Source organism: Streptomyces sp. NPDC050617 (genome assembly GCF_040654795.1).
Classification (GTDB): domain Bacteria; phylum Actinomycetota; class Actinomycetes; order Streptomycetales; family Streptomycetaceae; genus Streptomyces.
Genome location: NZ_JBFAIS010000053.1, coordinates 1 through 18,810, shown reverse-complemented (window position 1 = coordinate 18,810; position 18,810 = coordinate 1). Strand labels below are relative to the sequence as shown.

Genomic DNA, 18,810 nt, shown 5'->3' with positions numbered 1-18,810 from the left:
CGTAAGTCATAAGCCGCAAGCCATAAGCCGTAAGCCGTAAGCCGTAAGCCGTAAGCCGCGAAAAGCTACGCGCCCAGCAGCTTGCGCACCCGGTCCGCGCCCACCGCCAGCAGCAGCGTAGGCAGCCGCGGGCCCGTGTCACGGCTGACCAGCAGCCGGTACAGGAGCGCGAAGAACGAGCGCTGCGCGACCTTCAGCTCCGGCGTCGGCTTGGCGTCCGGGGCCAGGCCCGCCTGGATCTTCGGCACGCCGTAGACGAGCGTGGTCAGCCCGTCCAGCGACCAGTGCTCGTCGAGCCCGGCCAGCAACAGCCGCAGCGACTCGCGCGCCTCGTCGTCCAGGGACGCGAGCAGCTCGGCGTCCGGCTCGTCCCGCAGGATCGTCCGCTGCTCGGCCGGGACCTGGGTGGTGACCCAGTGCTGCGCGCGGTCGAGCCGCGGCCGGGTCTCGTCGAGCGAGGCGACCGGGTTGGCCGGGTCCAGCTCGCTGAGGATGCGCAGCGTCTGCTCGTCCTGGCCGCCGGTGATGTCCACGACCGAGGCGAGCGTGCGGTACGGCAGCGGGCGCGGCGTCCTCGGCAGCTCGGCGGCGGCCGTCCTGGTGGCGCGCCCGTACGCGGCGACGTCGCCCGGCTGCGCCGAGCCGTCCGCGATCTTGCGCTCCAGGGCGTCCCACTCGTCGTACAGCCGCTGGATCTCCTGGTCGAAGGCGATCTTGAAGGACTGGTTGGGCTTGCGGCGCGCGTACAGCCAGCGCAGCAGCGGCGCCTCCATGATCTCCAGCGCGTCGGCCGGGGTCGGCACGCCGCCCTTCGAGGAGGACATCTTGGCCATGCCGCTGATGCCGACGAAGGCGTACATCGGGCCGATCGGCTGCCGGCCGTCGAAGACCTCGCGGACGATCTGGCCGCCGACGACGTACGAGGAGCCGGGCGAGGAGTGGTCGACGCCGCTGGGCTCGAAGACGACGCCCTCGTACGCCCAGCGCATCGGCCAGTCGACCTTCCAGACCAGCTTGCCGCGGTCGTGCTCGCGCAGCAGCACCGTCTCCTCGTGCCCGCAGACGCAGCTGTAGGTCAGCTCGGTCGACTCGTCGTCGTACGCGGTGACGGTCGTCAGGTCGCGGTCGCACACGGAGCAGTAGGGCTTGTACGGGAAGTAGCCCCCGCCGCCCGTGCTGCCGTCGTCCTCGCTCGCCGCGCCGGAGCCCTCGGCGGCCTCCAGCTCGGCCTCGTCGACGGGCTTCTGGCCCTGCTTCTGCCCCTGCTTCTGGCCCTTGGCCGCGCCGCCGCCCGGCCTGTCCTTCGTCCGGTACCGGTCGAGGATCTCGTCGATCCGGCCGCGCTCGCGCATCGCGTGCAGGATCTGCTCGCGGTACGCGCCGGACGTGTACTGCTCGGTCTGGCTGATGCCGCGGAACTCGATGCCGAGCTCTTCCAGCGCCTTGATCATCGGCGCCTTGAAGTGCTCGGCCCAGTTGGCGTACGAGCTGCCGGGCGGGGCCGGCACCGAGGTGAGCGGCTTGCCGATGTGCTCCGACCAGGACGGGTCGATGCCGGCCGGGACCTTGCGGTACCGGTCGTAGTCGTCCCAGGAAATGATGTGCACGCAGTCGTGGCCGCGGCGCCGGATCTCGTCGGCCACCAGGTGCGGGGTCATGACCTCGCGCAGGTTGCCCAGATGGATCGGGCCGGAGGGGCTGAGGCCCGAGGCGCAGACAATGGGTTTGCCGGGGGCATGACGCTCCGCCTCGGCAATGACCTCGTCGGCGAATCGGGAGACCCAGTCGGCCTCGGTGCTCTGAGCCACGTTCGGCACTTCCTTCCTTGCGGTCATGGCGTCGACCATTGTCCCAGACGGCAAGGGTGCCCCGGGGGTTCCGCGACCGCCCGTGAATTAACCGGCGGGGGAACGGCCCACGGCGGACCGGCGCCCCCGTGGAATAACCGGCCGGGCCGCCGGAGGGCCCGTGGGATACTTGGCACCGGCCCACACGACCTCTCACGGAACGGCAACCCATGGCTTCGGTCCCTTCTCTCGCCGCCACGGTCCACCAGCGCGTCGCGGACGCCCTCTCGGCTGCCCTGCCGGAGGCCGGCGCCGCCGACCCGCTGCTGCGACGCAGCGACCGAGCGGACTTCCAGGCCAACGGGATGCTGGCGCTGGCGAAGAAGCTGAAGGGCAACCCCCGCGAGCTGGCCGCCAAGGTCGTCGAGGGGCTGCCCGCCGGTGAGCTGATCTCCGGCGTCGAGGTCTCCGGACCCGGCTTCCTGAACATCACGATCGCCGACTCCGCGATCACGAACACGCTCGCGGCCCGCGCCGCCGACGACCGGCTCGGCGTCCCGTACGCGGCAGAGCCGGGCACCACCGTCATCGACTACTCCCAGCCCAACGTGGCCAAGGAGATGCACGTCGGCCACCTGCGCTCGACGGTGATCGGCGACGCGATCGTCAAGATCCTGGAGCACCGGGGCGAGACGGTCGTCCGCCGCCACCACATCGGCGACTGGGGCACCCAGTTCGGCATGCTCATCCAGTACCTGATCGAGCACCCCGCCGAGCTGGACCACGCCTCCGATTCCGCGGCCGCCGCGGACGGCGCCGAGGGCGAGGGCGAGGCCGCCATGGCGCGGCTCAACCGCCTCTACAAGGCGTCGCGCGCGGTCTTCGACTCCGACGAGGAGTTCAAGGGCCGCGCCCGCGACCGGGTGGTGGCCCTCCAGTCCGGCGACGAGGAGACCCTCGCCCTCTGGCACAAGATCGTCGACGAGTCGAAGATCTACTTCCAGGGCGTGTACGAGAAGCTCGACGTGGAGATCCGCGACGCGGACATCGTCGGCGAGAGCGCGTACAACGACGACCTGATCAACGTCGTCAAGGAGCTGGAGGAGTCGGGCGTCGCCGTCCGCTCCGACGGCGCCCTGTGCGTCTTCTTCGACGATGTCAAGGGCCCGGACGGGAACCCGACGCCGCTGATCGTCCAGAAGTCCAACGGCGGCTTCGGGTACGCGGCGACCGACCTCGCCGCCATCCGCGACCGGGTCGGCACGCTGGGCGCCGACACGCTCCTCTACGTGGTGGACGCCCGGCAGGCCCTGCACTTCCGGATGGTCTTCGAGACCGCCCGCCGGGCCGGCTGGCTCCCCGAGGACACCGCGCGGCAGCTCCCCTTCGGCACCGTGCTCGGCAAGGACGGCAAGCCCTTCAAGACCCGTGAGGGCGAGACGGTCCGGCTGGTCGACCTGCTGGACGAGGCGATCGACCGCGCGTCGGCCGTCGTGCGGGAGAAGGCCCAGGACCTCACCGAGGACGAGATCGCCGAGCGCGGCGCGCAGGTGGGGATCGGCGCGGTCAAGTACGCCGACCTGTCCACCTCGCTGACCCGCGACTACGTCTTCGACCTCGACCGGATGGTGTCGCTCAACGGCGACACCAGCGTGTACCTCCAGTACGCGTACGCGCGCATCCAGTCCATCCTGCGCAAGGCGGACGGCAAGCAGCCGGTTCCCCACCCGGAGCTGCCGCTGGCCCCCGCCGAGCGCGCGCTGGGTCTGCACCTCGACGACTTCGCCGAGATCCTGGCCGCCGTCGCCGAGACGTACGAGCCGCACAAGCTCGCCGCGTATCTGTACCAGCTGGCCTCGCTCTACACGACGTTCTACGACCAGTGCCCGGTCCTCAAGCCCGAGGTCCCCGCCGACGTCGCCGAGAACCGGCTCTTCCTGTGCGAGCTCACCGGCCGCACGCTGCGGCAGGGCATGGCGCTCCTGGGCATCCGCACCCCCGAGCGCCTGTAGAGAAAGACCCCCGGGGGCGGGACGCTACGAAGCGGTGTCCCGCTCCCAGCTCTTCTTCTCTTCGTTGTACGCGTACTTCGGCGCGTCCTTCATCCCGGACGTGCGGAACGGCTTGCCGTGGTCGTAGATCCGCGTCGTGCCGTGCCGGCCGCCGCTGGTCCACTCCAGCTCCAGATACCAGCTGACGTCGTGGCCGTCGGTGTGCGCCTGGATGTTCAGCACCTGCGGATCGTTCAACGAAACCTTGTACGGGAAGTCCGTGGCGGGGATCTTCACATCGCCCTGCTCCCCGGCGACCGGCCGCGTCACCGGGGCACCGGCGTCGAGGTCGATGTCGAGCGACCGCGGCGTCATCCCGCCGCCGCAGCCGCTCCCCATGGAGAACGCCGACCAGTCGAGCGGCGCGGACCGCCCCACCACGCGCACGTGCAGCGCCTGCAACACCACCGTCTTGTCGCTCTTGCCCTGCACGACCAGCTGGGTCTTGGACGTGCCGCCGGTGACCGCACCCTGGTTCCGCGCCCAGGCACCGGTGTCCTGCTCGGTCGGCGGCCGCGGCACCTGGGCGGGGGTGTCGCCCAGCAGGTAGTACTGGAAGCAGCGGTCCTCCCAGGAGTTGATCCGGCTGCTCACGGTCAGCGGCTCGCCCGAGACGTCCCCGTCCTGGCCCTTGCCGGTGTCCTTGCTCGGGGCGGTGTCCTCGCCGGGGGCCTCCGCGCCGCCCGACGCCGTCGGCGAGGGTGAACCGCTCTTGGACGCCTCGGCCCCGTCGCCCTTCTTGGGGGCGCCGTCCGGCGAGCCGCTCGCCGACGCCCGCGGCGCACGCGGGTCGGCGCTCGGCAGGCGTGAGGCGGAGTAGCCCGCGGGCTTCTTCTTGCCGTCGTCCGGCGCCCCGGTCACCTGGGCCACCGCCACGGCGGCGGGCACGGCGAGCGCCACCACCCCGACGCCCACGAGGACGGCCCGCTTCCGCGTCCAGCGGCGGACCGGACGCTCCGGCTCGGGCCCGGCCGGCGGTACGGACCCGGCTTCCGGTACGGGTTCCCGTACGGCTCCCGGTACGGACTCCCGTACGGGCGCCTCCTCCCGTACAGCCTCCGGTACGGACTCCACTCGCGGTTCCGGCCCCTGCTCGGCCGCCCCCGCTATCTGCTCCTGCTCCCGCTCCCGCTCCGGCTCCGGCCGGGCCTCCGGGGCGGGGGCCGCCGCCGAAGGCTTGCGCCGCCGCGCCGCGTCCGCGACGATCCAGCGCCGGTGCACCTCCACCAGCTCGTCCGGCGTCGCACCGCACAGCCGCGCGAGACGTTCCACGGGGGCGTAGTCGGTGGGCACGGCGTCGCCGTTGCAGTAGCGGTGCAGCGTGGACGTGCTCACGTGGAGCTTCCCGGCCAGGACGCCGTAGCTGCGTCCCGAGCGGCCCTTCAGCTCCCGGAGCAGCGCGGCAAAGTCCTCGGTCTCACTCGCCACACCCACCGGCCCCCTCCAAATCCGTCCCGGAAGCGCGTTCCAGGGGTGGGGCTTCTCCCCAGGTCAGATTATGCGCGGCCGTTCCAGCTTCCCCAATACTCGGGCGGCCGTTGCGGCTGGAACAGGACGCCTCGCAGGCTGTGGACATGCCGCGGCGAGTTCCGCGGCTCCCACCCTCCAGCGCCATCCGTCCAGGAGCAGTCATGCGTTCACGCGTCCGGTTCAGCCTGATCGATGCCGTGGCCGTCGCGGTGCTCGTGGCGTCCACCGTCACCGTCGTGGCGCTCGTCCACTCTTTCTGATCAGCAATCAGCACGGGGAGAACTCCGATCATGGCCAAGTCCCGCCGCACCCGCACCATCGCCGTCGCCGTCGCGGCGCTCGCCGCCGCCGTCTCCCTGACCGCCTGCCAGTCGGGAGGCGACGACAAGGCCGCCGGCAAGGCCGCCGCGAGCGCCACCGCGCCCGCCGCCGCCAACGACGCCAAGACCGACAGCGCGTCCGGCAGCGCGTCCGGCCGCGTCGAGAAGAAGGCCGACTCCACGGCCCGTATGAGCGGCAAGAGCGGCAGCGCGGCCCAGGAGGGGAGCGGGGAGGACCAGGGCCCGGTGGATCTCGCCTGCACCGGGGACAACGTGGAGGTCACCGCCCAGACCCTGACCCGCCCCACGCACTACCTCCTGCTCACGGCCACCAACACCGGCGACCAGCCGTGCAACGCGTACTACTACCCGATGCTCCGGTTCGGCGAGGACCAGTCCGTGTCCGCGGCGCCCATGGAGGACACCAAGCCGCAGGCCGTGGTCACCCTCCAGCCCGGCGAATCGGCGTACGCGGGCGTCGCCCTCGGCGCCGACGGCGACCACGGCCGCACCGCCGACTCGCTGGCCGTCTACTTCAGCGGCGCCGACGACAGCGAGGGTTCCACCGGCTCGGCCGCCCACCCGGCGCTGCCCGGCGGCAGCGCGTACTACGACGACAACGCCCAGGTCACCTACTGGCAGCGCGACAAGGCCGACGCCATCAAGTAGCCCGGCCGCCCGCCGCGCCCCTCGCCGACGGGGGCGCGGCTCCCGGACCGTGGGCGCACAACCGCCCACGGAGGCACCCGCACCGCGTGATCGCCCCCGCTTCCACCCGGTGCGGGTGTCTCATCCCGTGAAGGGCTCGGCGGACGTCGTTCCTGGAACGCCGCCCCCGAGCTCGAACCACATCATCTTGCCGCCCAGCCCCTGCCGCTGGTCCCGCAGCGAGAAGCCGCCCCAGCTGTCGGCGCACAGCCGCACCAGCCCGAGGCCCCGCCCCCGCTCGACGTCCGCGGGCGGCACGGACTGCTCGCCCGCCGTCGCGAGGGCGGGCAGTTTCGGGTTCGCGTCCCAGACGCTCACCCGCACCCGCTCCCCGTCCCGCCGGACCCGCACGGAGGCGGGCCCGTCGGCGTAGCGGTAGGAGTTGGTGACGAGCTCGGAGGTGAGCAGCTCCGCGGTGTCGGCGTACTCGGAGAAGCCGTGCTCCTCGAAGATGGTGCGCAGCGTCCGGCGCGCGATGCAGGGGGCGAGCGGGTCGCGCGGCACCTGGAGGGTGTACTCCCAGTCTTCGGGCGGACCGGCCTCGTACGGCTCCGGCGCACAACTCATACGCGCCTCCCTAGCGTGAGCGAAGTGACACACACCGTAAGCCAGCCCGGTGCGTGCGGGTCACGCCTTCCGGAAAATACATGCACCCGATGGCCTCTCCGAGGCTCGTGCCGCCAGACTGTGCGTGACGAGGGAGAAGGTCGATGCCACCGAGGACCGCGCCCACGGCTCGCCAACAGCGCCTGGGTTCAGAACTTCGCAAGCTCCGCGAGCGGGCGGGCATGACGGCCTCGGAGGCGGGCGCGCTGCTCGGCGCCGACCAGGCCCGGATCAGCAACATCGAGTCCGGCCGGGCCGGCGTCAGCGCCCAGCGGCTGCGCGCGCTGGCGCAGACATACGACTGCGCCGACCGTCAGCTCATCGACGCGCTCACCACCCTTACGGGCAGCCGCACCCGCCATTGGTGGGAGGAGTACCGCGGCACGCTGCCGCCGGGGCTGCTCGACCTCGCCGAGATCGAGCACCACGCCGTGGCGCTGCGCACCGCGCAGACCTCGATCCTGCCCGGCCTCCTCCAGACCTCCGACCACGCGCGCGTCATCTTCGACCAGGGCGTGCCGCCGCTGCCGCCGGACGAGGTCGAGCACCGGGTGGCGCACCGCCTGAGGCGCCAGGGCGTCCTGTGCCGCGACACCCCGATGCCGTACACGGCGGTCATCCACGAGGCCGCGCTGCGCATGCGGTTCGGCGGCCGGGACGTGACGCGCGCCCAGCTCGACCACCTCGTGGCGATGAGCGAGCGGGAGAACGTACGGGTGCTGGCCATCCCCTTCGAGCGCGGCGAGTTCCCGGGCGCGGGGCAGACCATCCTGTACGCGTCGGGCCCGGTGGCGCAGCTCGACACCGTGCAGCTGGACCAGTCCCACGGCCCCGCGCTGCTGGACGCGGCGGACCAGCTCGCCAGGTACCGGGCGCTGCTGGACCGCATGGAGGAGCTGGCCCTCGACCGCGCGCGCTCCCGCGACTTCATCCGCGCCATCGCCCGCGCGGTGTGAGCCCGCCCCGCCCCCGTTCGCCGCGCCGACGCTTGTACGCACGACAGCCCCCGACGGTCGGACCGTCGGGGGCTGGACGCGGGAAAACAACGTCCCATCGGCGTCAGAGCCGCCGCGCGGCCTCCGTCGCCCAGTACGTGAGGATCATGTCGGCGCCCGCGCGCTTGGCGCCGACGAGGGTCTCCATGATGATGCGGTCGCGGTCGACCCAGCCGTTGGCGGCGGCGGCCTCGACCATCGCGTACTCGCCGGAGACCTGGTACGCGGCGACCGGCACGTCCACCGTGTCCGCGACCCGCCGCAGGATGTCCAGGTAGGGCAGCGCCGGCTTGACGATGACCATGTCGGCGCCCTCTTCGATGTCGAGCGCCAGCTCGCGCAGGGACTCCCGGGCGTTGGCCGGGTCCTGCTGGTACGTCTTGCGGTCGCCGGTCAGCGAGGAGGCGACGGCCTCCCGGAAGGGGCCGAAGAACGCGGACGCGTACTTGGCGGTGTAGGCCAGGATGGAGACGTCCTGGTGGCCCGCCGCGTCCAGCGCCTCGCGGATGACCCGGACCTGGCCGTCCATCATGCCGCTGGGCGCGACCGTGTGGGCGCCCGCGTCGGCCTGGACGCGCGCCATCTCGGCGTACCGCTCCAGCGTCGCGTCGTTGTCCACCCGGCCCTGCGCGTCGAGGACGCCGCAGTGGCCGTGGTCGGTGTACTCGTCCAGACAGAGGTCCGACATGATCACCAGGTCGTCGCCGACCTCGGACCGCACGTCCCGGATCGCGACCTGGAGGATGCCCTCGGGGTCCGTGCCCCGGCTGCCGACCGCGTCTTTCTCCTCGGGCACGCCGTAGAGCATGAGCCCGCAGACGCCCGCCGAGACGGCCTCGACCGCGGCCTTGCGCAGGCTGTCGCGGGTGTGCTGGACGACGCCCGGCATGGAGGCGATGGGCAGCGGCTCGGCGGCGCCCTCCCGCACGAAGGCGGGCAGGATCAGGTCGGCCGGGTGCAGCCGGGTCTCGGCGACCATCCGGCGCATGGCCGGCGTGGTGCGCAGCCGCCGCGGGCGCGCCCCCGGGAAACTTCCGTAGTTCATGCTCAACTCCGTGCCCTCCTACGCGATCCGGGCCGCCGCTCGCTGGGCCGGGTGACCGGGTCGCCGGCCTCCAGCGCGGCCTCGCGCCGCGCCGCCCCGAAGTCCGCGAGCGCCGCGGCCAGTTTGTGCACCGACGGCTCGGGCGACATGACGTCCACGCGCAGCCCGTGCTCCTCGGCGGTCTTGGCGGTGGCCGGGCCGATGCAGGCGATCACGGTCACGTTGTGCGGCTTGCCGGCGATGCCGACCAGGTTCCGCACGGTCGAGGACGAGGTGAACAGGACCGCGTCGAAGCCGCCGCCCTTGATCGCCTCGCGGGTCTCGGCGGGCGGCGGGGAGGCCCGTACGGTCCGGTAGGCGGTGACGTCGTCGACCTCCCAGCCCAGCTCGATCAGCCCGGCGACCAGGGTCTCCGTGGCGATGTCGGCGCGCGGCAGGAAGACCCGGTCGATCGGGTCGAAGACCGGGTCGTAGGGCGGCCAGTCCTCCAGCAGCCCGGCGGCCGACTGCTCGCCGCTCGGCACCAGGTCCGGCTTGACGCCGAAGTCCACCAGCGACTTGGCGGTCTGCTCGCCGACCGCCGCGACCTTGATCCCGGCGAAGGCGCGCGCGTCGAGCCCGTACTCCTCGAACTTCTCGCGCACCGCCTTGACCGCGTTGACCGAGGTGAAGGCGATCCACTCGTAGCGCCCGGTGACCAGGCCCTTGACCGCGCGCTCCATCTGCTGCGGGGTGCGCGGCGGCTCGACGGCGATCGTCGGGACCTCGCTGGGCACGGCGCCGTACGAACGGAGCTGGTCGGAGAGCGATGCGGCCTGCTCCTTGGTGCGCGGCACGAGCACGTTCCAGCCGAACAGCGGCTTGGACTCGAACCACGAGAGCCGGTCGCGCTGCGCGGCCGCGCTGCGCTCGCCGACCACGGCTATGACGGGCTGCCCGCCGTTCGGCGACGGCAGCACCTTCGCGGCCTTGAGCGTCTGCGCCACCGAGCCGAGCGTCACCGACCAGGTGCGCTGGCGCGTCGTGGTGCCCGCGACGGTGACGGTCATCGGCGTGTCGGGCTTGCGGCCCGCCGAGATCAGCTCGTTCGCGGTGGCGGCGACGGTGTCGAGGGTGGTGGTGACCACCGCGGTCACCTCGCTCGCCCCGACCTCCGCCCAGCACCGGTCGGTGGCGGTACGGGCGTCCAGGAACCGGACGTCGGCGCCGCTCGCGTCGTGCAGCGGCACTCCGGCGTAGGCGGGCACGCCCACCGCGTTGGCGACGCCCGGCACCACCTCGAAGGTGACGCCCTCGGCGGCGCAGGCCAGCATCTCGTCGGCGGCGTTGCCGTCCAGACCGGGGTCGCCGACGACCGCACGGACGACCCGCTTGCCGCTCCGCGCCGCCCCCATGACAAGATTGGCGGTGTCCCTAAGAACCGGGACCTCGGCGGTACTTGATGAGCCATCAGCTACCGCCTGAGCAGGCATGCCGTGACTCTCCACGGTCACGTTGGCGCGCACATGCGCACGTACCACGTCGAGTACGGGCGGATCGGCGATCAGAACGTCCGCTGCCGCCAGTGCCTCCACGGCTCGGAGCGTCAGCAGTCCCGGATCTCCGGGACCGGCACCAAGGAAGGTGACGTGCCCGTGCGGGGGGTGATTAGGGGCGGTGGGGTTCAAAGTGCTCGCTCCCCCATAAGACCGGCCGCACCCTTGGCCAGCATCTCGGCGGCGAGTTCCCGGCCGAGGGCCGAGGCTGCGTCGCTGGAGGCCGGAACGGGACCGGTGGTGGACAGCTGCACCAGCGTCGAGCCGTCGGTCGAGCCGACGACGCCGCGCAGGCGCATTTCGGTGACAGCCTGCCCGTCGGCCTGCAGGTCGGCCAGCGCACCCACGGGTGCGGAGCAGCCGGCCTCCAGGGCGGCGAGCAGGGAACGCTCGGCGGTCACGGCGGCCCGTGTGAACGGGTCGTCGAGTTCGGCGAGCACGCTGGCGAGCCCGGGGGCGCCGCCGACCTGGTCGGCCACGCACTCGACCGCCAGGGCCCCCTGGCCGGGGGCGGGCAGGACGGAATCGGCGGGCAGGAACTGGCTCGCCTCCCCGATCCGTCCGATGCGGGTGAGACCGGCCGCGGCCAGCACGACGGCGTCCAGCTCCCCGCCGGTGACGTATCCGACGCGGGTGTCGATGTTGCCGCGGATCGGCACGGTCTCGATGTCCCGGCCGAGCGCGCGCGCCCACGCGTTGAGCTGCGCCATCCGGCGCGGCGAGCCGGTGCCGACCCGGGAACCCGGCGGCAGCGACTCGAAGTCGAGCCCGTCGCGGGCGACCAGCACGTCGCGCGGGTCCTCGCGGACCGGGATCGCGGCCAGCACCAGCTCGGCCGGCTCGGCGGTCGGCAGGTCCTTCAGCGAGTGCACGGCGAAGTCGATGTCACCGGCGAGCAGCGCGTCGCGCAGCGCGGAGACGAAGACGCCGGTGCCGCCGATCTGCGCGAGGTGCTCCCGCGAGGTGTCGCCGTACGTCGTGATCTCGACGAGCTCCACGGCGCGCCCGGTGAGATCGCGCACCGCCTCGGCGACCTGAGCCGACTGGGCCATGGCGAGCTTGCTGCGCCGGGTGCCCAGCCGGAGCGGCCGGCTGTCGGCGGCCGCCGTGATTGAGGTGTCGTTCATGCCCGCTCCCGTGCTGTGTTCTGCCTGTCGGACCGCGTGTCCGCCCGGCTGACGGCGGCGACCGCCTGCGGGTCGAGGTCGAAGAGTTCGCGCAGCGCGTCCGCGTACCCGGCGCCGCCGGGCGTCGCGGCCAGCTGCTTGACCCGCACGGTGGGCGCGTGCAGGAGTTTGTCGACGACCCGGCGGACGGTCTGGGTGATCTCCGCGCGCTCCTTGTCGTCCAGGTCCGGAAGGCGGCCGTCCAGCCGCGTGATCTCGCTCGCGACGAGGTCCGCCGCCATGGTGCGCAGCGCGACCACGGTGGGCGTGATGTGCGCGGCGCGCTGCGCGGCCCCGAAGGCGTCGACCTCGTCCGCGACGATCGTGCGGACCCGGTCCACGTCGGAGGCCATGGGCGCGTCGGCGGACGCCTCGGCGAGCGTCTCGATGTCGACGAGCCGTACGTACTCGACGCGGTGCGCGGCGGCGTCCACGTCGCGCGGCATCGCGAGGTCGAGGAGGTGCAGGAGGGGCGCGGAGCGCCGCGCGTCGTCGGCGAGCCCGAGGGGGCAGTCGGCGTCCTGGTCCCGCTCCGGTGCGTCGTCGCCGCGTGCGGAACCGTCCTGGTCCGCCGCGCCCCCGCCCGGCAGGGCCCCGGACTCGGACTCGGCGGTCGCCGCCAGCCGCTCGGTGAGGGCCGCCAGCACCGACTCGACGGTGAGGACCAGCCCGGTGGCGCCCGTGCAGGAGACGACGATGTCGGCCTGGGCCAGCTCGGCGGCGACGTCGGCCATCGGCACGGCGGAGGCCGTGAGCCCGGCCGCCGCGCCCGGCCCGCCGGGCTCGGTGAGCGCGGCCGCGAGGCGCTCGGCACGCTCCAGCGTCCGGTTGGCGACAGCCAGTTCGGCGACCCCGGCGCGGGCCAGGGTGGCCGCGGCGAGCGAGGACATCGAACCCGCGCCGATGATCAGGGCGCGCTTGCCGCGCGCCCACTCCTGGACGGGCGCGCCGTCGGCGAGCTGCTCCAGGCCGAAGGTCACCAGCGACTGGCCGGCCTTGTCGATGCCGGTCTCGCTGTGTGCGCGCTTGCCGACCCGCAGTGCCTGCTGGAAGAGGTCGTTGAGGAGCCGCCCGGCCGTGTGCAGCTCCTGGCCTAGGGCGAGCGCGTCCTTGATCTGGCCGAGGATCTGGCCCTCGCCGACGACCATCGAGTCGAGCCCGCAGGCCACCGAGAAGAGGTGGTGGACGGCCCGGTCCTCGTAGTGCACGTAGAGGTAGGGCGTCAGCTCCTCCAGCCCTATGCCCGTGTGCCCGGCGAGCAGGGTGGACAGCTCGGCGACGCCCGCGTGGAACTTGTCCACGTCCGCGTACAGCTCGATGCGGTTGCAGGTGGCGAGCACCGCCGCCTCGGCGGCGGGCTCGGCGGCGAGGGTGTCGTGCAACAGCTTCGCCTGCGTGTCCGCCGCGAGCGCGGCGCGCTCCAGCACGCTGACCGGCGCGCTGCGGTGGCTCAGGCCGACGACCAGGAGGCTCATGCCCTCTCCTCGCTTCGCTCGGGCCGCCCCGCGCCGGGGACGTCGTGGTGGATGGTCCGTTCTCTGAACCCGCTCATGCCGGCATCACGGCGGGTACGTCGCCGTCGGGTCCCTTTCCGTTGCCGGAATCCGTGGCCGTACGGGCCACCGGAGGCGGCGTGGCGACGGCCGCCGCGGCGGCGGACGCCACGGACGCTGCGGACTCCGATTCCTCGCCCGCCTTGCGCTGCTCGTGGAAGGCGAGGATCTGGAGCTCTATGGAGAGGTCGACCTTCCGCACGTCCACGCCCTCGGGCACGGTCAGCACGGTCGGCGCGAAGTTGAGGATCGAGGTGACCCCGGCGTTGACCAGCCGGTCGCAGACCTGCTGGGCCGCGCCGGCCGGGGTGGCGATGACGCCGATGGAGACCCCGTTGTCGCTGATGATCGCTTCGAGCTCGTCGGTGTGCCGGACCGGGAGGCCGGCGACCGGCTTGCCGGCCATGGCCGGATCGGCGTCGATGAGGGCCGCGACCCGGAAGCCGCGGGAGGCGAAGCCGCCGTAATTGGCGAGCGCCGCCCCGAGGTTGCCGATGCCGACGATCACAACCGGCCAGTCCTGGGTCAGGCCGAGCTCACGCGAGATCTGGTAGACGAGATACTCGACGTCGTAGCCGACGCCCCGGGTCCCGTACGAGCCGAGGTAGCTGAAATCCTTGCGCAGCTTCGCGGAGTTGACCCCCGCGGCGGCTGCGAGTTCCTCGGACGAGACCGTGGGGACCGAACGCTCGGAAAGCGCGGTCAGCGCACGCAGATACAGCGGAAGCCGGGCGACGGTGGCCTCGGGAATCCCTCGGCTTCGGGTCGCCGGTCGGTGAGTTCGGCCAGTTGCCACGGTGCTCCTGCGGGTAGCGCGGGGCTGCGGGCGGCATCTTGTCGCAGGACCGCCCCGTCGAATGCAGGCTATGTCTTTGTGAACGCGTGCACAAAGATGGTGTCCGCTTTGTCCGAGCAAAGTGACAGGCGTCACGCGCTCTTTCGGCCGCTTCCGGGAACCATCACCCGCGCCACCGCGACCACAGCCGTATCGCGGGTTCACCGACGGGAGCACGCGCTCTCACTCCTCACCACTATGCCCCCGGACACCAACAAATCGCCCACCATGGTAGTCGCCCCGGGCACCCTTACCGACCGCTTTGCGGTCGTCTGGGAGAGATCCGGAAGGAGATCCGGAACACGGCCCCGCGATGCCCGCCCGAGCCCCGGGGGCCCGCCCTGGGACCGCCCGGCACCGGGCACAATGACCGTATGACCCCGCTGCTGCGCCGCCCGGCCCGTAAGAATCCCGCCAACAGCACGGTGACCCTGATCGGCAGGCCCGGCTGCCATCTCTGCGACGACGCGGAGGCGGTCATCGAGCGGGTCTGCGGAGAACTCGGCGCGAGCTGGGAAAAGAAAGACATTACGCAGGACGCGGAACTGCACCGCCAATACTGGGAGCAGATCCCGGTGATCCTGGTGGACGGCGCCCAGCACGACTTCTGGCGGGTGGACCCCGCCCGGCTGCGCAAAGCGCTCGGCGGGTAACCGGAGCGTGGCGGGAAGTTCACGCGTCCGATTCGTTCCGAGTCCGGCCGCACCGAACAAACTGGCTATGCTCGCGTCATGGCCGCACTGGGATGGCTCACCCCCCGTAGGCGTTCCGCCACCGCACGCAGCGTGCTGGCCGGCGAGGCGGCGGCGGAGGCAGCCCGCACGTCCGCGCACGACACTCCCGACACGGCAGCGGAGGAGGGACCCGGACCCGCCTCCCCCGGACCCGCCGAAAAATCCGGGCCGACGGATTCCTCAGGTCCCGCCGATTCCGCCGATTCCGCCGAATCCACCGAATCCACTGGTTCAGCCGATTCCACCGATTCCGCCGAACCGGAGTTCCCGGTCGTCGGCGACGAGAAGGCCGCCGCCTTCTTCGACCTCGACAACACCGTGATGCAGGGCGCGGCCCTCTTCCACTTCGGCCGCGGCCTCTATAAGCGGCACTTCTTCCGCAAGCGCGAACTGGTCCGCTTCGCCTGGCAGCAGGCGTGGTTCCGGCTGGCGGGCGTCGAGGACCCCGAGCACATGCAGGACGCGCGCGACAGCGCCCTGTCCATCGTCAAGGGACACCGCGTCTCGGAGCTGATGTCCATCGGCGAGGAGATCTACGACGAGTACATGGCCGAGCGCATCTGGCCGGGCACCCGCGCCCTGGCCCAGGCTCACCTCGACGCGGGCCAGAAGGTCTGGCTGGTGACCGCGGCCCCCGTCGAGACCGCGACGATCATCGCCCGCCGGCTCGGCCTGACCGGGGCCCTGGGCACCGTCGCCGAGTCGATCGGCGGCGTCTACACGGGCAAGCTGGTCGGCGAGCCGCTGCACGGCCCGGCGAAGGCCGAGGCGGTACGGGCCCTGGCCACGGCCGAGAACCTGGACCTGACCCGCTGCGCCGCGTACAGCGACTCGGCCAACGACATCCCGATGCTCTCGATCGTCGGCCACCCCTACGCCGTCAACCCCGACACCCACCTGCGCAAACACGCCCGCGAACGCGGCTGGCGGCTCCGCGACTACCGCACGGGCCGCAAGGCCGCCCGCGTAGGCATCCCCGCCGCGGCGGGCGCGGGCGCCCTGGCAGGCGCCGCGGCGGCAGCGGTAGCCCTGCACCGCCGCCGCCGCTGACCCCCGGCCCAGCCCGAACCGCCGTACGGACACCGGCCCCATCCAGCCCGTCCGGCGTTTGAGGACCGGGGTCCGGGGCGGAGCCCCGGCTACCACCGCCCAGGGCGGGGCCCCCCCCCCCCCCCCCCCCCCCCCCCCCCCCCCCCGGGGGGGGGGGCCCCCCCCCCCCCCCCCCGCCCCGCCCCCGCCCGCCCCCCCCCCCCGGGCCCCCCTACCGTGCCGAGCGCCCCCACCGCGTGCGTGCTGGTTTCGGGGGGGGGGGGGGGGGGCCCCCCCCCCCCCCTACCACCGCCCAGGGCGAGCCCCCACCCCACCACCCCCAGCCGTCCGGCACATGAGGACTTGGTCACCCCTCGGCCAATCCCCCGGCATAAACCGCACACGCCCCCCGCCAGTGCCCCAACGCCCGGCCTGCCACAACACGCCAGCCAATCAATCAACCCTCGCTCCCCTCCGATCAATAACCGCCACATGTTCGACACTTGATCGGTCGTTAACCGGTAACAGACCGGACGTAAACGATGATTTGAGCAACTGGGTGTAGCGTCGCCTATACGAAGCGTTATCCTCCTCAGACGCAAACCGGTACCCGCACGTCCCTACGACGAGTGAATGATCCGGTACTGCACGTGATGGAAGCTCTGCCTCTGGGAGTCCCGTGTACCCACACGTCGGGGTTGACGCCTCGGGCCTGGCTACGCTCCGCGCGACGGTCATCGACCGCCTGCGCGGCTTCGTCCCCACCGCGTACGCCGTCCCCGCCCTTGCCCCGCTCGCCCCCGCCGGCGGTCCCGCCGGCCCCTGCTTCGCCATGGCCGAAAGCACCACGGCCGTCGGCAGACGCACCCGCGGACGTACCGGATCCGGCACGTCCACCGCCCCCCGCCGCCCGAGCGCCGACAGTGACAGCGCTCGCATGATGGACCTGGTCGAGCGCGCCCAGGCCGGAGAGGCCGACGCCTTCGGCCGCCTCTACGACCAGTACTCCGACACCGTTTACCGATACATCTACTACCGCGTGGGCGGCCGGGCCACCGCCGAGGACCTCACCAGCGAGACGTTCCTGCGCGCCCTGCGCCGCATCGGCACCTTCACCTGGCAGGGCCGCGACTTCGGCGCCTGGCTGGTGACCATCGCCCGCAACCTGGTCGCCGACCACTTCAAGTCCTCGCGGTTCCGGCTCGAAGTGACCACCGGCGAGATGCTCGACGCCAACGAGGTCGAGCGCAGCCCGGAGGACTCCGTCCTCGAATCCCTCTCCAACGCCGCGCTGCTGGAAGCGGTGCGCAAGCTCAACCCGCAGCAGCAGGAGTGCGTGACCCTCCGCTTCCTCCAGGGCCTGTCGGTCGCCGAGACCGCCCGCGTCATGGGGAAGAACGAGGGCGCCATCAAGACCCTCCAATACCGAGCCGTACGAACCCTCGCCCGGCTCCTGCCGGACGATGCCCGCTGACCCTCGGTATTCGCCCCCTCACCTGCGGTCAGATCATCCGGACCGCGTAACCCGAGTGCCGCGCCGCTCGTTGTGCGGGATGCAGGCTCCCTGCGGTCACGCCATGCCCGCAGCCACTCACTCGATCGAGTGGACGCGCTCAAGGCGTGCAACCTTCCAGGTGTCCTGGGGAGTCGACCGTCATGACGAGAGGAGGTGCCGCCTGTGATCGCGAACGTATCGGCGCACCGGCGGGCGAACGCCTTCGCCCAGTCCCTGGAGGAGCAGGAGCTCCAGGGCGCAACGGCCGAGCAGTCCGAGCCATCGGCGGAGCACGCCGAGCGAAATCGGCTGCTGGCCCTGGCGAGCGGGCTCGGCGAGCTACCGGCACCGGAGTTGGACCCCGAAGTCAAAATCGTGCAGCGGGCGCGGCTGATCGCCGCCATGGAGGCACAGTTCGCGGAGGGCGCAGCCCAAGTCCCCGAGCAGCGCACCGGGAAGGGCGCGCACCGGGCGAGTCCGCTGAGCAAGCTGCGGCCGCGCTCCCGCTGGTCCAAGGGGCTCGCCGCCGGCGGGCTCACGGTGGGCGTGGCGGCGGGCGCGTTCGGCGGCGTCGCCGCGGCGAGCAACAACGCCCTCCCCGGCGATTCGCTGTACGGCCTCAAGCGCGGCATGGAGGACTTCAAGCTGGGCATGGCCGACGGCGACTCCGACCGCGGCCAGATCTATCTGGACCAGGCGTCCACCCGCATGCAGGAGGCCCGCCGCCTCCTGGAGCGCGGCCGCCTCGGCGACCTCGACCACGAGTCGGTGGGCGAGGTCCGCAAGGCGCTGTCCGGCATGCACTTCGACGCCTCCGAGGGCCATCGGCTGCTCCATGAGGCGTACGAGCGCGACGGCTCGCTCAATCCGATCCGGGCGCTGTCCTCCTTCACGACCTCGCACCGCGAGGGCTGGCACCAGCTGCGTGAGCGGCTGCCCCTCCAGCTCACCGATGTGCGCGATCAGGTGAGTTCGGTCTTCGACGCCATAGACGAGGAGGTCGGCCCGCTGCGGTCGCTGCTCCCGGCCACGACGGACCAGCACGGGACCACGGACCGGCACGGCGCGCCCCGGCACGCCGCGCCGGATCCCACGGACCACCCGACGCCCTCGTCACAGCCGACCGCGTCCGACAGCGGTCCGGGCGAGGCCGAGCACCGGCCGTCGCCGTCCTCGTCGGCCGACGAGCGCGAGGACGGCGGACTCCTCGGCGGCACGGGCCTGCTGGACCCGCCCGCCAAGGAGCACGGCGGCAGTCCGACCCCGTCCCACGGGGAGGCCGGCAAGGAAGGCAAGCCGGGCACCAAACCGGACATCACCATCCCGCCGCTGCTGCCGGGCCTGCTGCCGGGCCTGGGCATCAACGGCGACGACGGTAAGTAGGCGCGTATCAGCAGCCCTACTGGCCCTGGCCCTCCCGGCGATTGTGACGCCGCAGCCCGCCGCCGCGACGGCGCGGTCATCGGGCACGCCCGAGTGCC

At 72.4% G+C, this 18,810-nt stretch carries 15 protein-coding genes; 7 read left to right on the top strand and 8 right to left on the bottom strand.

The annotated features are described in order from the left end of the window. Positions 1 to 65: 65 nt before the first annotated feature. A complete protein-coding gene (gene lysS / locus AB0I49_RS37400) occupies positions 66 to 1,835 on the bottom strand; it encodes a lysine--tRNA ligase (RefSeq protein ID WP_363231692.1) in 1,770 nt (589 codons plus the stop codon). A gap of 182 nt (positions 1,836 to 2,017) precedes the next feature. On the opposite strand from lysS, the gene argS reads away from it, so the two are divergent. Then, positions 2,018 to 3,799, top strand: coding sequence for an arginine--tRNA ligase (gene argS / locus AB0I49_RS37395; protein WP_363231691.1), 1,782 nt, complete (start codon positions 2,018 to 2,020; stop codon positions 3,797 to 3,799). Between the two features lie 24 nt (positions 3,800 to 3,823). Here the strand turns inward: argS and AB0I49_RS37390 are convergent, their stop codons facing one another. Then, positions 3,824 to 5,266, bottom strand: coding sequence for a helix-turn-helix domain-containing protein (locus AB0I49_RS37390; protein ID WP_363231690.1), 1,443 nt, complete (start codon positions 5,264 to 5,266; stop codon positions 3,824 to 3,826). Positions 5,267 to 5,598: 332 nt separating this feature from the next. On the opposite strand from AB0I49_RS37390, the gene AB0I49_RS37385 reads away from it, so the two are divergent. Next, the gene (locus AB0I49_RS37385; RefSeq protein WP_363231689.1) at positions 5,599 to 6,297 is read left to right on the top strand and encodes a DUF4232 domain-containing protein; all 699 of its coding nucleotides are present in this window, start codon (positions 5,599 to 5,601) and stop codon (positions 6,295 to 6,297) included. Positions 6,298 to 6,417: 120 nt separating this feature from the next. On the opposite strand, the gene AB0I49_RS37380 is transcribed toward AB0I49_RS37385, so the two are convergent. After that, on the bottom strand, positions 6,418 to 6,903 hold the full coding sequence (locus AB0I49_RS37380; RefSeq protein WP_363231688.1) for an ATP-binding protein: 486 nt from the start codon (positions 6,901 to 6,903) through the stop codon (positions 6,418 to 6,420). Between the two features lie 143 nt (positions 6,904 to 7,046). On the opposite strand from AB0I49_RS37380, the gene AB0I49_RS37375 reads away from it, so the two are divergent. Next, on the top strand, positions 7,047 to 7,898 hold the full coding sequence (locus tag AB0I49_RS37375; RefSeq protein WP_363231687.1) for a helix-turn-helix transcriptional regulator: 852 nt from the start codon (positions 7,047 to 7,049) through the stop codon (positions 7,896 to 7,898). A gap of 103 nt (positions 7,899 to 8,001) precedes the next feature. Here the strand turns inward: AB0I49_RS37375 and hemB are convergent, their stop codons facing one another. The 5 genes from hemB to AB0I49_RS37350 all read right to left on the bottom strand — a co-directional run bounded on the left by hemB (position 8,002) and on the right by AB0I49_RS37350 (position 14,032). Next, positions 8,002 to 8,982 (bottom strand): porphobilinogen synthase, encoded by a 981-nt coding sequence (gene hemB / locus AB0I49_RS37370; RefSeq protein WP_363231686.1) that lies wholly within the window; start codon positions 8,980 to 8,982, stop codon positions 8,002 to 8,004. Between the two features lie 2 nt (positions 8,983 to 8,984). Continuing rightward, positions 8,985 to 10,649, bottom strand: coding sequence for a bifunctional uroporphyrinogen-III C-methyltransferase/uroporphyrinogen-III synthase (locus AB0I49_RS37365; RefSeq protein ID WP_363231685.1), 1,665 nt, complete (start codon positions 10,647 to 10,649; stop codon positions 8,985 to 8,987). Then, positions 10,646 to 11,644 (bottom strand): hydroxymethylbilane synthase, encoded by a 999-nt coding sequence (gene hemC, locus AB0I49_RS37360; protein ID WP_363231684.1) that lies wholly within the window; start codon positions 11,642 to 11,644, stop codon positions 10,646 to 10,648. The genes AB0I49_RS37365 and hemC overlap by 4 nt, the downstream gene beginning before the upstream one ends. Beyond that, positions 11,641 to 13,158, bottom strand: coding sequence for a glutamyl-tRNA reductase (locus AB0I49_RS37355; protein WP_363231683.1), 1,518 nt, complete (start codon positions 13,156 to 13,158; stop codon positions 11,641 to 11,643). Before AB0I49_RS37355 ends, hemC begins: the two co-directional genes overlap by 4 nt. A gap of 73 nt (positions 13,159 to 13,231) precedes the next feature. After that, positions 13,232 to 14,032: a redox-sensing transcriptional repressor Rex gene (locus AB0I49_RS37350; RefSeq protein WP_363231682.1), complete on the bottom strand. Its 801-nt coding sequence runs from the start codon at positions 14,030 to 14,032 to the stop codon at positions 13,232 to 13,234. A 413-nt stretch (positions 14,033 to 14,445) separates the two neighbouring features. Here AB0I49_RS37350 and AB0I49_RS37345 point away from each other — a divergent pair, with 413 nt between their 5' ends. The 4 genes from AB0I49_RS37345 to AB0I49_RS37330 all read left to right on the top strand — a co-directional run bounded on the left by AB0I49_RS37345 (position 14,446) and on the right by AB0I49_RS37330 (position 18,712). After that, positions 14,446 to 14,724, top strand: a complete 279-nt coding sequence (locus AB0I49_RS37345; protein ID WP_363231681.1) for a glutaredoxin family protein — start codon at positions 14,446 to 14,448, stop codon at positions 14,722 to 14,724. Between the two features lie 78 nt (positions 14,725 to 14,802). Then, positions 14,803 to 15,855, top strand: a complete 1,053-nt coding sequence (locus AB0I49_RS37340; protein WP_363231680.1) for an HAD-IB family hydrolase — start codon at positions 14,803 to 14,805, stop codon at positions 15,853 to 15,855. A 658-nt stretch (positions 15,856 to 16,513) separates the two neighbouring features. Further along, positions 16,514 to 17,308 (top strand): ECF subfamily RNA polymerase sigma factor, BldN family, encoded by a 795-nt coding sequence (locus tag AB0I49_RS37335; RefSeq protein ID WP_363231679.1) that lies wholly within the window; start codon positions 16,514 to 16,516, stop codon positions 17,306 to 17,308. A 204-nt stretch (positions 17,309 to 17,512) separates the two neighbouring features. Further along, positions 17,513 to 18,712: a DUF5667 domain-containing protein gene (locus AB0I49_RS37330; protein ID WP_363231678.1), complete on the top strand. Its 1,200-nt coding sequence runs from the start codon at positions 17,513 to 17,515 to the stop codon at positions 18,710 to 18,712. Positions 18,713 to 18,810 lie beyond the last annotated feature (98 nt).